The sequence below is a fragment of the Tahibacter amnicola genome (assembly GCF_025398735.1).
GTDB classification, from domain to species: domain Bacteria; phylum Pseudomonadota; class Gammaproteobacteria; order Xanthomonadales; family Rhodanobacteraceae; genus Tahibacter; species Tahibacter amnicola.
On the sequence record NZ_CP104694.1, the window covers coordinates 1,230,152 to 1,244,122 of the forward strand.

The following is a 13,971-nucleotide window of genomic DNA, read 5'->3' on the forward strand; positions in this document are numbered from 1 at the left end:
CTGTCCGCCTTCGGCAACGCCACGAGGGTGTCTCCGCGCGATCGGCCAGGACCTCCAGTTTCGGATCCGTGCCAGCGGGCAGGTTGCCCGGGCCGGCATTGACGCTTCCGCCGGACGGATCGTGGATGAGGCTGTACTCGGGCATGAATGCGCCCACGATATCCGAGCCTTGACCGCCAAACAGCACGCTGTTGGTCATCCACCGCCACGGTGGCCAGCACGATTGTCATGGAACTGCACCTGGTGACCGTTCAGCCTGGAATCCACCCGGAAATCCGGTGCGTCCATGGCAGCGATTGCGCCACCCTCCTGCACGGCGCGATTGCCCCTGAACGCCACGCGATCGAGTTCGATCTCCCCTTTACCGGCGTAGAGGGCACCGCCGCGGACTGCCGAATTGCCGAGGAATTCGCAATCCGTGAAAACAACGGCCGCATCCGTTGACCACACGGCACCACCGTCCTCGGATGACCTGCCGCGCATGAACCGTAGAGAGGTCAGTTCTACCCGAAGGTCCACGTCGACCGGAGTCGGACCTTGGATGCGGAAAATCCGCGAACGATTGCCTCCATCCAGCGTCACCGTCTGGCCGGGGCTGGCAGCGATCTGCACGTCGTCGGTGACAAGAATTTCCCCGGAGGTCAGCCGGATCGGTGCCTTGATGGAGGTGGCGAAACGACGCGCGGCGGATCACGCCGCGTGTCGTTCCGAACGATCAGCGCAGGGGGGCGTCAGTCCTCGAAGCGGTCACGAAAGAGAATGTCTTCGAACGCCTGGCGCTCGGCTGCGCCGATATCGGGCCGGGGGCCGACGAGGCGGGGGGCGCCGCGCTGGTCCTTGTCACCGTCGCCGGAGGCGAGGGCGCCCGCAGCGTCGAGCAATACGCTGCCCGGCAAAGGCAGCATGACGAGGGTCCTGCCGCCAAGGTCGGCCAGGGGGCCCAGTTGCGGATCGAGGCCGTCCGGCAGGTTGCCGTCGCCGGCGATGACCGTTGCTCCCGCGGGATTTCCGACAAGGCTGTACTCCGTGGCGAATGTGCCCGCAATGTCCGCGTTCGTCGCGCCGAAGAGCACGCTGTTGCGCACGACAGCGGGATCACTGCCCCGGTGGATGATGGCGGCGCCGGCTTCATCGGTGTTGTAGGCGACGGTCGTTCCGGCCAGCAGCAGGGTTGTATTGGGGCCTGTCACGAGGGCGCCGCCATCCCGGAGCGTCAGGTTCTGATGGAATGTTGAATGCCAGATGCGCAGCTGCCCCACATCCGTGAACGCGATCGCGCCACCGTCGCGCGAAGATTCGTTCTTGTGAAAAAGCGAGCGCACGCTATCGACATTCGCGGTGTTGCCGTAGATCGCGCCACCCGCGCCGTGGGCGACATTGCGCTGGAAGACGGTGTCGCCAATGTGCGCGGTAATGGGAATGTCGGGCTCGTCCACCTTCGGTTCTACCGCCAGCGCGCCGCCGTGGTCTGCCTGGTTGAAATTTCCCGTAAAGCGGCTCTTTTCGACCGTGAGATACGCACCGCGAACCGAAAGGCCGGCGCCGCTGGATTCGATCGGGCCGCGACCCCCGCCGGTCACGCGGTTGTAGGCGAAGACGCTTTCGGAGAAGGTGGTCGTGTTCGCATCGATTGCGGCAGCCCCACCACGGGTCTGGCAGAAATTCTCGCCAAAGGCGAGGCTGGCCCCATTCACCGTGTCAACGTCAGTGACGTGCAATGCGCCACCCGAGACGTCGGCAGCGTTGTCCCAGAACGTCGTGTGACTCAGTTGCAGCGTCTGCGCCTGGGATACGTCGAGCGCGCCGCCAGAATACCCGGCGCGATTGAGCGTGAACGCGCTGCCCCAGAGGGTTAGGTTGGTCTTGCGCGCCACGATGGCTCCGCCGCTTTCGGTGCTGTATCCGTTGATGAATCGAAGGCGCGACAAATTCACCTCCAGCAGATTCGCCGCGTTGACGGGTGGCTCGATCCGGAAAATGCGGTGGTGATCCGCTGAAATCGCGACCTGACTCAGGGTGATGCTGCCGATGAACACCGAGTCCGTGATGACGATTTCGCCCGATCGAAGCGAGATGGGCTCCTGGACGAGGTCGGATATCTGGATGAAGTCCGGTGCCGCGTCAGAATTGGGGTGCGCATTCGCCTGAGTGACCGCCTCGCGCAGGCTGCCCGGGCCGCTATCAGCCGACGTGGTGACGAAGTACGTTGCGGCCTGCGTGTCCGCAACGCAAATCAAAAGGGATATTGCCGCGATGTACCGCGGTGCGCTGCCGCGCCGGGGAAGGTGTCCTGCCATGGTCTGCTCCACGGTGTAACGTCCGCGGCAACAGCGCCGCCTGGGGCAAGACGCATGGCAGGCGCATCGGTTGACTGACCGGGACGACGGGAACAGGTTGCGGCAGGCACCTTCGTAGCGCAGGCAGCGGTGCCGGGTGGGTCAGGTACCCAGTGACTTCCGCGCCGCCCCGTAGCGGGCATGTGAACGGTGCGGCTCGTCAACGAAGGCTGCTTCCCGTTCCTTGGTCAAATCCGTCACGAAAGATCCCGTCGCTGAATGCATGCGTTTCAGCGGCGCCGATATCCGTCCGTGCCCCATTCACGCGGGGCAACCCGCGCTGGTCTTGCGTGTGATCAGGATCGGCAACGGGGTCACCGGCATCGATTAGAGGGCTGCCTGGCAGTGGCATCATGACCCGGGACGAGCCTCCCTGGTCGGAGAAGGCACCCAGCTGGGGATCTGTTCCTGCCGGCAGGTTGCCGGTGCCGCCAATCAGCGTCGCCGCCGACGGGTCAGAAATCAGGCAGTAGCTGGGTGTGAATTTGCCGGCGAGGTCGGTGCCCGAACGACTGAAAACGACCGTATTCCGCAGCTGGGCAGGTGAATCGCCTTCGTAACGGATGGCGAGTCCGTCGCCGGAACCGCCCAGGTGAGTGAGAGTGCCTCCCGTGATTGACAGGTCGACACCCGGCCTGACATGGATGGCGCCGCCTTGCGCAGAGTGACTGTCGTGCAGGGTCGAGTTCCACAGCGTCAGGCTGCCGGCCTCGGAATGGTGGATCACGCCGCCCGTCCGGTCGGCGTTGTTCGACCAGAACAGGGATCGATCGACGACGAGCGTTGCACGCCTGGCGATGATGGCGCCGCCGCGCTCGTATGCCGAATTGTAATCGAAGGTGGATTCATCGATCTGTGCTGTGATGAGGTTGGGCGCCGCACCGCGCGCTTGCAGGGACAACGCCCCGCCGTCCCAGAACGACGTGCTGTTGTAGAGCGTGGATGAGCGAATTTCGACGCGATCCCCTTCGACGTGGAGGGCGCCGCCCGACCCCCTTGGAGGATTGGCGTTGGTCGGGTGAACCTGATTGTTGCCAAACAGACTGTGGTCGACGCGGGTGACGCCGACGATGGCGGAAACGGCGCCGCCGGTTCCTTCACCCACATTGCTTTTCAGCGTGCTGTCGACAATCTGCAATTCGTCCATGTTGACAGCGCGGATCGCGCCGCCGTCTCCCAGGGCGTGATTACCGTAAAATTGTGTTGATCGAATCACGAGGCGGGCGGCATCGCTGGTGTAGATGGCGCCGCCTTCCTGGCCGGTATTGTCGGAGAAGACGCAATGGGAAATGGACACATTGGCACCTTGAGCCAGAAGAGCGCCGCCATTTGCCAGTGGAAGTGAGTCACCGTTCTGGAATGTCAGGTGGCTGAGGCTGACGTCGATCGGGCTGGCGGAGCCCGTAGGTGCTGCGACGGACAAGAGCCTGGAACCGATTGCCCGCAGCGTGATCGGGGCGTCCCTGCTGGCCGTGATGGTCACGCTGTCGGTGATAGCCATCGGCCCTGACGTGACCTGCACGGTGCCCGACAGCCCAGCCTGAAACGTAATCTGGTCGGGTGTCGCAGAAGGCGATGCGTTCGCTTGGGCGATGGCGTCGCGCAAGCTGCCTGGACCGCTGTCGTTCACGTTTGTCACCACGAATTCGCTGGCCTGCGCGGTTCCAACACCGCACAGGAAGGTCAAGGCAACGATCCTGCAGTCGCGAAGGGATCGCCTGCGCGGACGTATCAAAGCGATGGGTGGTGCAGATGCGTGCGAGTTGTTCACAACCATGATCTCCGGTCCTGGGAAATGCGCATCCCGAGAACGCCGGGCCTGGTAGCTGGCGTGCTTGAGTGGCACACCTCTTCACCGAAGCGTCGTGGCAAATGTGATCAGCGGCGCGCGTACTGAATGAGGCCACTGCGCTGGCAGTGGCGCACCAGTACGCTTTGAATCTGCTCGCGGAGTGACTTTTCTGGTGGCTGGCGTTCCGCGGCACGCGCCTGCCGGCGGTCAAGAGCCGGCGTTTGACGCCAGCGCTGATCGCTGCAGCCGCGCACGCCCTCGCAGGGAGGGCATGCGCACCGGTGTGGCGTTCAGGGGCTCTGAAACACGCCCCGGAAAATCACGTCTTCGGGCGATTGCCTTTCCACGGCGCCGATGTCGATGCGCCCACCCGCAATACGCGCGAGGCCGCGCTGGTCGGTCCCGGGCAGTCCGGACGTGGTCGTGTCGCCGGCGTTGAGCACTGGACTGGACGTACCCGGCATCATCGAGAGCGTCGGACCACCGTTGACGGCGAGCGGGCCGAGCAACGGGTCAGTGCCGGCGGGCAGGTTGCCGTTGCCCGCGCTCAGGGTCGCGCCGGAGCCGTTGCGGATCAGGCTCGCATTGGGTGTGAAGGCGCCGGAAAGATCCGGGCCGGACGGGGCATTGTTATTGGCGACGATCGAATTGCGCACCGTCGCGGCAGTGCCTTGGCGCGACACGCCGCCGCCGGTGCTGGCGGTATTGCCGACGACCGTCGCTGCCGTCAGCGCCAGGGTCGTGCCGGAGCCGCTCTGGATGCCGCCGCCGTTGCCGCTGGTGCTGGTGTTGCCGGAGATCGTGGCGTTGGTCAGGGTCAGCCCGCCGCTGATGACGAAGTCGATGCCGCCGCCGGAACCGGTGGCGGTGTTTCCGGCCAGCGTGCTGTTGGTCACCCCCAGCGCAATCGCGTATGCCGAAATCGCACCGCCCGTCAGGCCGGCACTGTTGCCTGTGGCTTGAACCTTGTCGAGCATGGCCGTGCCGACGTTCATCGACAGCGCGCCGCCCGCGCCGTTGGCAGTGGTGTTGTTGCTGAACACGCTGGAGGTGATCGTGGTGACCGCCGTGAGCTTGGCACCGATCAGGCGCACGGCGCCGCCGCCGGCAGAGCCGCCCACACCGCTGGGGCTGGTCGCACCCTGGTTCGTGTCGAAGCGGCTGCCGGCGATCTCCATCGTCACGGCACGCAGATAGGCGGCGCCGCCATGGTGGGCCGCCTGGTTGTTGCTGAAGCGGCTGTTGCTGATGGTGACGCCCTCGACGTCCTGAGCGCCCAGGGCGCCGCCGTCCTCGATGGCGCTGTTGTTGGTGAACACGCATTGGCTGACCGCGATGGTCGTGGCGGCGTCGCTCGGGAACGCGTGCACGGCACCCCCGCGCAGCGCGTTGTTGTTGCGGAATTCGCTGGCGTTGAGGCTGAGGTTGGCGTCCGCGACGAGGATCGCGCCGCCTTCGTCGAGGGATTTGCCATCGACGAACGATAGACCGCTCAGTGACACGGTAATCGCCGTCGCCGCCATCGCGGGCGCATCGATGGCGAACACGCGCGAGGCCTGGTTGCCGCTGAGCGTCAGCCGCGAAGCCCCCGGGCCGGTCACGGTCAGGTCGTCGAAGATGACAATCTCGCCGCTGGTCAGCGTGAGCGTTCCGGTCAGCGCGGACTGGAACGTGATGGTATCGGCGCCCGGACTGCGGTTGGCCTGCTCGACCGCGTCGCGCAGACTGCCAGCGCCGTTGTCGGCCAGCGTGGTGACGGTGTAGGTCGCGGCGGCGGCCGGCAGTGCGATGATGCCGAGACCGGCCAGGATGGCCGCGCGCAAAAGCGCCGCGCCCGCTTCGCGGCGCGTGTTGGACTGGTGCATGATGATCCCTCCGGGCCTGCTGGGCCCCCCGGCCGGGCATGATAGCGGCCTGTGGCGCCGAATCCAGTGCATCCCGTCGCACTTGATCACTCGGAAAAGGCGCTCAAGAATCAGCCCGACCCGACGCAAGGATGATGCCGATGAACACAGTCACACCCCCGTTGCCCGTCGCCGTCTGCCCTGGCTGCGCGCCCTCGCCACCGTGGCGACGGTGCTGCTGGTGGTCCTGCTGGCGCTGATGTGGTGGTGGGATCACGAGCCGCGGTCGCTGGATGTCCAGCACGAGGCCGAAGCGCGCGCCAAGGCCAACAGCCAGCCGGTGGTCATCGGCAGCGTCACGACCGCCACCCTGATCGCCACCGTGGAAACCCTGCTCGACAAGCGCGGCGGCTACATCAGCAACGACATCATGCCGCCCGGCGTGCTGATGGATAACATGCCGAACTGGGAGTTCGGTGCCCTGGTTGCCAGCCGCGACCTGGCCCGCGCGCTGCGCAACGATTTCAGCCGCTCGCAGACCCAGAGCATCGAGGACAAGGATCTGCAGGAGGTCGACACCCTGCTGGCGACCCCCAACGATCGCTGGGTTTTCCGCAGCACCGAAAGCCAGTATCGCCGCGCCACCACTCACCTCTACGGTTACCTGGCGCGCCTGGCGGATGCCGACCAGACCAACGCCCAGTTTTTTGCCCGTGCCGACAACCTGTCGGACTACCTGCAGACGGTGTCCGCGCGGCTGGGATCCCTGTCGCAGCGCCTGTCGGCGAGTGTCGGCCAGTTGCGTCTGGATACGAACCTGGCGGGTGATCCCAGCGCGGAGCAATCTACGCCGGCGCCGGGCGCATCCGTCGTGAAAACACCCTGGACCCAGATCGACAACGTCTTCTACGAGGCCCGCGGCTACAGCTGGGCCATGCTGCAGCAGCTACGGGCGATGGAGCGCGATTTTGGCAGCGTGCTGCGTGACAAGAACGCGTTGATCAGCCTGCGCCAGGTGACGCGCGAGCTGGAGGAATCACTGCGCGACCTGGACAGCCCCGTCGTGCTCAATGGCCGGCCCTTCGGGTTTTTCGCCAACCATTCGCTGGTGATGGCCAACTACATCTCGCGGGCGAATGCCGCGATCATCGACCTGCGCAAGCTGCTCGATCGCGGTTGAGGAAGACTGAGGCGGCGGCGTACTTCGTGAAACAACCCCTGCGAAGTCCGCCGTCGTCGCCGAAAATGGCATGGAGCCCGTGATCGACCGGTAGCCGACAGGACCTGCCGCGCACGACGCCGCCAGCGGCCGCCATTCATCCCGGAAATCCGCCGCTCATCGCTGGCTCCCGCCGGTTGATAAACAATGCTGTAGCCGCCGCACACTGCGCGGCTAGCTTGGTGCGCAACGAAGCCCATCCGCGGACGTTGCGCATCATGTTGATCCTGAAGAATCTGCATAAAACCTATCCCAATGGCGTGCACGCCATTAACGATGTGACTCTGGCAATTCCGAACGGCGTGTTCGGGCTGCTCGGCCCGAACGGTGCCGGCAAGTCCTCGCTGATGCGCACCATCGCGACGCTGCAGGAGCCGGACAGTGGCTCGATTCACTTCGATGGCGTCGACGTCGTCAAGGACAAGGCCTGCCTGCGTCGTCAGCTCGGCTATCTGCCGCAGGATTTCGGGGTCTATCCCAAGGTCAGTGCGCTTGAACTGCTCAACCACTTCGCGGTGTTGAAGGGGCTGACGCACAAGGGCGAACGCCGGGAAATGGTCGAGGGCCTGTTGCACCAGACCAATCTCTGGGAAGCACGCAAACGTGCCATTGCCAGCTATTCCGGCGGCATGCGCCAGCGCTTCGGCATCGCCCAGGCGCTGCTCGGTGCGCCGCGGCTGGTGATCGTCGACGAACCGACCGCTGGCCTGGATCCGGACGAGCGCAACCGTTTCCTCAACCTCCTGGCACGCATTGGCGAACACGTCGTGGTGATCCTGTCCACGCATATCGTGGAGGATGTCACTGACCTGTGTCCGCGCATGGCGATGATCGGCCGTGGCCGCGTGCTCCTGCAGGGACGACCGCAAACGGCGATCGACACGCTGCGCAATTGCGTCTGGCAGTGCGCAGTCAGCGATGCGGCGCTGGCTACATACCAGCAACGCTTCACCGTGCTGTCGACGCGTCTGGTGGGAGGTAAGCCGCGCATCAACGTGTACGCGCAAACCCAGCCCGACGACGGCTTCGTGAACGTCGAACCCGCCCTCGAGGACGTGTACTTCCTGCAGCTGCGCCAGCAGCCGGCCGTCGCGGCGGCAGCCTGAGGGCATGGCTATGTGGACTGAATTCTTTCGCTTCGACCTGCGTTACCACCTGCGCCAGCCGTTGCTGTGGGTCATGGCCATCGCCCTGATGGCGATCGCCTTCACCAGTGCCGGCAGCGACGCGATGCGTGTGGGCGGTGCCATTGGCAACGTGCTGTTGAACGCGCCGGTGGTGATCGCCCGGCAACTGAGCGTGCTCAGCATCATCTCGATGTTTCTGGTGGTCGTGTTCATCGCCGGCGCGGTTTTGCGCGACAGCGAAGTCGGCATCGCGGATCTGTTGTTCGCCACACCGATCGGCAAGCGCGACTATCTGCTCGGTCGCTTCCTGGCCGGCTTCAGTGTCTGCCTGCTGATCTTTGCGTTGATCACACTCGCAATGATGCTGGGCGCGCAGCTGCCTTCGATCGATCCCGAACGGCTCGGGCCGTTCTCACTCACGTCGTATGCCTGGGCCTTCGGCGTGTTCGTCGTGCCGAATCTGCTATTCATTGCCGCGCTGCTGCTGCTGCTGGCGGCTGTGACGCGCTCGCTGATCATTGTGCATGTCGGCGTGCTGGCCTTCATGGTGCTCTGGGCCATGGCTGGCAGCTTGCGCGATGGCGCTGGCAGCGAGTCAATCGCCGTGCTGCTCGATCCGTTCGGCATCCGCGCCTTGACCCAGGCGACGCGCTATTTTTCCGCCGCCCAGTCGAACAGTGAGCTGCCTGCGCTGAGCGGTCTGCTGCTGATCAATCGCCTGATGTGGACGGGCATCGCGCTGGGCTTGTTCGCGGCGACCGCAGGCTTCTTCAAGCTGCAGCAGCCGGGTCGCGGACGGCGCCGGTGGCGGGCAGCCAACCCCGTCGATGCGCCGACGTCACCCACGCAGCAGGCCAGTCCGCGCCGCATCCTGCCACAGTTCAGCGCCGGTACGACCCTGCCGCAGCTGTGGTCCCTGCTGCGCTTCGACGCCAGGTCAGTGCTCAAGAGTCTGCCATTCCTGATCATGCTGCTCCTGGCCCTGGCCAATTTCGTCACCAACTACAGCATCGGCGGCCTGCGCTTCGACAGCACGCCGTACCCTCTCACGCGCTTGCTGCTGGAAGAGCTCGACGGCGGCATCGGCTTCGTCCTGGTTATCGTCGTGTTGTTCTATAGCGGCGAACTGGTATTCCGTGATCGCCAGGTGCGAATCGCCGATGTGACAGATGCATTGCCGGTGCCGGTCGGCGCGCAGCTGCTCGCGAAGGTAGGAGCGCTGTGCGCGGTGATCCTGGCATTCCTGTGCAGCGGGGTAGTTGTCGCGATCGGGATCCAGTCGATCAAGGGCGGCGCGCCGATCGAAATCGGCCTGTACGCGCAGTCGACGCTGCTCAGCGCCGCGTATTACGCCGTACTGGCAGCGAGTTTTGTCGCAATCCACGCCTGCGTTCCCCACAAGTTCGTGGGCCACCTGCTGGCGCTGGCCCTGCTCGCATCCGGCGCGATGCTGAGCAGCATCGGCGTGAGTCACCCGCTATGGCGATTCAACGCACTGCCGGCACTGACGTATTCCGATATCAATGGCTATGGCCATCTGCTGCAGGGCTGGCGCTGGTACGCACTGTACTGGGGCTGCTTCGCTGCTGTGCTGTTGCTGCTGGCGCTGGTGTTCTCGTCCCATGGCCGGGCCGCGGGACTGCGGGCACGCTTGGCCGTCGCGCGCCAGCGCTTGCACGGGCGGATGGGGGTTAGCCTGGCCGTGGCACTGACCGGCTTCTTCTCGGTTGGCGCGTGGATCTACTACAACACGAGCATCCTCAACCAGTACGAGAGCAGTGCCACGCAATTGGACCATCAGGCCGAGTACGAACGGCGCTATCGCAAATACCTGGCGGTGCCGAGCCCGAGCCTGACCCGCGTCGAGACCGACGTGGCGATCTTTCCGGCGGAACGGCGGGCCACTATCCGTGGACGCTACGAGCTGCAGAACAGGACCAATGCGGCGGTCGATACGTTGGTAATCCAAACCGACCGGCAGGCGGTCACGACGTTTGAACAACTGCCTGCGCACCGGGTGGATGTCGACGACGCTGAATTCGGCTTTCGCGTCCTCACGCTGGAACGACCGCTGGCACCAGGTGAGCGTTTCAGTCTGGGGTTCCGGGTCGAGGCGAGCAAGTCGGGCTTTGACAGCGATGCGTCGCCGGGCCTTATCCATGGCAATGGCACGATGCTCACATCGGAGAACTACTTTCCGAAATTTGGTTATGTGCAGGCGTACGAGCTGGAAGATCGCAATGAGCGCCGTGAACGCGGCCTTGGCGAACCGCAGCGCATGCCGAAGCTGGAGGATCTGGCCGCGCGCCAAAGCAACTACTGGAAGCTGTGGGGGTTTGACGCCGACTTCATCGCGTTCGACGCGACCATCTCGACCAGCGCCGATCAATCCGCGGTGGCGCCGGGACGCCTGGTAAAGACCTGGGAACAGGACGGTCGTCGCTACTTCCATTACGTCATGGACCGCCCGATCCTGCCGTTTTTCTCGTTCCAGTCCGGACGTTGGCAGGTGGCGAGCAGCGATTGGCACGGTCTTCCGATCGAGGTCTACCACGACCCCAAACATGGCTACAACACCGGCAGCATGATCCGCGGCACCCAGCAGGCACTCGACTATTTCACCGAGCACTTCGGCCCATATCCGCATGCGTCGGTTCGCATCGTCGAGTTTCCGCTGTATCAGGGCTACGCGCGCAGCTTGCCCGGCGTCATCCCGTTCTCCGAGTCACTTGGCTTCATCAATGATGTGCGTGACCCTGACGGCGTCGATCACGTCTTCTATATCACCGCACACGAACTGGCCCACCAGTGGTGGGGCGACCAGGCCATCGCCGCAAATGTTCAGGGCGGCGGCATGATCACGGAGTCGCTGGCCGAGTACTCTGCACTGATGGTCATGGAAAAGGTCTTCGGCGCCGAGAAGGTGCGCCGTATCCTGCGCTACGACCTCGACCAGTATCTCGCCGGCCGCGGCCAGGAACGGGTGGAAGAGCTGCCGCTGTACCGGAGCGAGAATCAGGTCTACGTCCAGTACCGCAAGGGCAGTATGGCGTTCTATCGACTGCGCGAGGTAATCGGCGAGGCCGCGCTCAACCGCGCGTTGCGGCGCTTCCTGGACGAACATCGCTATCGCACCCGGCCTTATGTGACGAGCGAAGATCTGCTTGCTGCAATCCGCGCCGAAGCCCCCGCCGACGCGCAGACGCTGATCACCGATCTGTTCCAGCGGATCGTCGTGTACGACAACCGCGTCGTGTCAGCAGACGCGAAACCGTTGGCCGATGGGCAATGGCGGGTGACGTTCAAACTGCGGCTGTCCAAGTCGGAAGCCGACGGTAAGGGCAAGGAGACGCCGCGCGACTACGACGAGCCGGTCGACCTCGCCATCTTTGCGCGGGGGAGCGATGCGCAGCCAGGCAGCGAGCGCGTGTTGTGGCGTCAGCAGCGCAGTCTGCCGGCGGGTGAATCGACGATCGAAGTGACGGTCGGGGAAGCGCCGTTCGAAGTCGGCGTCGATCCGTACAATCTGTTGATCGATCGTGCGGCCGACGACAACCGCAAGCGGGTCAGTGTGGCGGAGTAGGCGACCGGGCGGCGGAAGTGTTCCGTGCGAATGGCCGCCAGGCAACCGCTTCCGCCGCTCTCCCGGTTCGATTCCACGCCATGAATGGCAGGCCTGATTTCAACGCGCGGCGTTCACCACGTTGCTGTCAGAGCTGGTTTTGCTGCCGGAACCGCGCCGCGCGCCGGCGCGACATGGGTACGCGCAAGCCATCTTTGAGGATCAGCACCATGCCGCCGGTAGCAGTCGGTTTGAGGTCGACCACGCACTTCAGATTGACGATCTGCCGCCGGCTCACCCGCAGAAAGCGCTGTGGATCCAGGCGCGCTTCCAGCTGGTTGAGCGAGCGCAGCATCAGGGGACGGTTCTGATCGAAATGCACGCGGGTGTAGTTGCCTTCGGATTCGAACAGCACGATCTCGTCGAGCGTGACGAACCAGCAGCGTTCGCCATCCTTGATGAACACCTTGCCATTGGTCGGCGCCAGCGGACGCTCCGTTGGCGCGTCCGAGCGGGACTGCATCTTGCCGATGGCCTGGGCAAGCCGCTGAGGTTCAATCGGTTTGAGCAGGTAGTCGAGCGCGCTGACCTCGAAGGCGCGGATCGCATAGTGATCGTAGGCGCTCGTGAAGATCACCGCAGGGGTACTCTCCAGTGCGGCCAACAGGTCGAAACCGCTGCCGTCGGGCATCTGGATGTCGAGGAAGATCACGTCCGGTGCCGCTGCCTCGATCAGTCGCAGGCCTTCGGCGACGTTGCTCGCCTCAGCCACGATCTCGATTTCGGAATGGGCGGCCAGCAGGCGCCGCAATTCGACACGCGCCAGGCGTTCGTCATCGATCAATACGGCTTTCACGCGCACGCCTGCGGCAGTTCGATGCTGGCGACCACCCAGCCGTCGCGCTCCAGCAGGCTGCACGCGGCATCGGTTCCGAACAGCAGGTTCAGCCGTTTGGCGGTATTGGCGAGGCCCAGCCGGGTGGACTCGCTCGACTCGCTCAACCGGCCTTGATTAGCGACACTGAGCAGCACCCGGTCGCCGTGGCGCTGCGCACTGACCCTGAGTTCGCACGCGCCGGTGCTGCGCTCGACGCCGTGCTTGACCGCGTTTTCCACCAGGGTCTGCAAGGCCATTGGGGGCAGTTTGACCTCCTCCAGGCCAGGCTCGATCTGCAGTCGCAACTGCAGGCGATCGTCGAAGCGCAAGTGCTCGATGCTGAGGTAGGCATCGATCGCGGCCAGTTCCTCGGCCAGGCGCGCCGTCGGCGAGGCGCCGGCCTGCAGGCTGTGCCGCATCATGCTGGCCAGGCGCGTCACCGCCTGCGCAGCGGCATCACGATCCTGGTAGATCAACGAGCGGATGCTGTTGAGACTGTTGAAGAAGAAATGCGGGTTGACCTGGGACTGCAAGGCGCGCAGCTCCGTGTCCTTGGCATTGACTTCGAGTTTGAGCAGATCGAGTTCCATGCGCAGGGCGCGGCGCCGCGACAGCGCGGCGGAATAGCACACCGTCCACATCGCGAAGACGGCAAACCAGCCAAGCAGGATGAAGGCGATGAGCACCGGTACTTCCGCCGGCTCTGCCAGCAATGCGCCGTTGCGGATAATCAGGTCGACCAGCACCAGGGCCGCGGTGGCCAGTGCAGCCAACGCGAGCAGACCGATAAAGATCGGCCTGAATGGCACTGCCGCATTGCCATGCAACCAGCCGCGGCGGCGCAGATAGCCGCGCCACTGATGTGAAAGGGCGAGGCCGGCGCCCATGCACAGCGTCTTGGCCAACGCGAAGCGCCAGACGCTTTCCCAGGGGCCGAACGACGTCGAAAGCACGCTGAGCGCCGTCAGTGCGCACCAGCCGCCGAGTTGGCAGGCCCAATAGTCGTGGTCCGATCGTGTACTACGCGCTTGAGCCATCGCCTTCTTCGTGGGAATGTCCGATCCGGTTCCGGCGAGTGTGCTGAGATTGTCGTTGTCCCGGCAAGGGCCGGTCGTTGGATGCGATGTGCTTTGGCGGGCATTGACCCGGCCATCCGTGGCGGAGAACCAGCACCGCAAAAAAAGCGCGGCCGGTTGCCGGCCGCGCTTTGCAAT

Annotated in this window: 9 protein-coding genes; 3 read left to right on the top strand and 6 right to left on the bottom strand. The window is 64.6% G+C overall.

Translation table 11 applies throughout. The features are described from left to right. Nucleotides 1-195: 195 nt before the first annotated feature. The 4 genes from N4264_RS25775 to N4264_RS05085 form a co-directional block, all read right to left on the bottom strand. Nucleotides 196-483, bottom strand: coding sequence for a hypothetical protein (locus tag N4264_RS25775; protein WP_425508333.1), 288 nt, complete (start codon nt 481-483; stop codon nt 196-198). A 248-nt stretch (nt 484-731) separates the two neighbouring features. After that, nucleotides 732-2,297, bottom strand: a complete 1,566-nt coding sequence (locus N4264_RS05075) for a choice-of-anchor Q domain-containing protein (RefSeq protein WP_261695988.1) — start codon at nt 2,295-2,297, stop codon at nt 732-734. Between the two features lie 199 nt (nt 2,298-2,496). Continuing rightward, on the bottom strand, nt 2,497-4,023 hold the full coding sequence (locus tag N4264_RS05080; RefSeq protein ID WP_261695989.1) for a choice-of-anchor Q domain-containing protein: 1,527 nt from the start codon (nt 4,021-4,023) through the stop codon (nt 2,497-2,499). Nucleotides 4,024-4,418: 395 nt separating this feature from the next. Beyond that, entirely contained in the window at nt 4,419-5,993 is a 1,575-nt protein-coding gene (locus N4264_RS05085) for a choice-of-anchor Q domain-containing protein (protein WP_261695990.1), read from the bottom strand. A 175-nt stretch (nt 5,994-6,168) separates the two neighbouring features. Between N4264_RS05085 and N4264_RS05090 the strand changes: the two genes are divergently transcribed. The 3 genes from N4264_RS05090 to N4264_RS05100 all read left to right on the top strand — a co-directional run bounded on the left by N4264_RS05090 (nt 6,169) and on the right by N4264_RS05100 (nt 11,901). Continuing rightward, nucleotides 6,169-7,152 (top strand): DUF2333 family protein, encoded by a 984-nt coding sequence (locus tag N4264_RS05090; protein ID WP_425508334.1) that lies wholly within the window; start codon nt 6,169-6,171, stop codon nt 7,150-7,152. A gap of 257 nt (nt 7,153-7,409) precedes the next feature. Then, on the top strand, nt 7,410-8,297 hold the full coding sequence (locus N4264_RS05095; RefSeq protein WP_261695992.1) for an ABC transporter ATP-binding protein: 888 nt from the start codon (nt 7,410-7,412) through the stop codon (nt 8,295-8,297). A gap of 10 nt (nt 8,298-8,307) precedes the next feature. Beyond that, entirely contained in the window at nt 8,308-11,901 is a 3,594-nt protein-coding gene (locus N4264_RS05100) for an ABC transporter permease/M1 family aminopeptidase (RefSeq protein ID WP_261695993.1), read from the top strand. A gap of 127 nt (nt 11,902-12,028) precedes the next feature. On the opposite strand, the gene N4264_RS05105 is transcribed toward N4264_RS05100, so the two are convergent. Next, nucleotides 12,029-12,736 (bottom strand): LytR/AlgR family response regulator transcription factor, encoded by a 708-nt coding sequence (locus N4264_RS05105; RefSeq protein ID WP_261695994.1) that lies wholly within the window; start codon nt 12,734-12,736, stop codon nt 12,029-12,031. Continuing rightward, nucleotides 12,733-13,794: a sensor histidine kinase gene (locus tag N4264_RS05110; RefSeq protein ID WP_261695995.1), complete on the bottom strand. Its 1,062-nt coding sequence runs from the start codon at nt 13,792-13,794 to the stop codon at nt 12,733-12,735. The genes N4264_RS05105 and N4264_RS05110 overlap by 4 nt, the downstream gene beginning before the upstream one ends. Nucleotides 13,795-13,971 lie beyond the last annotated feature (177 nt).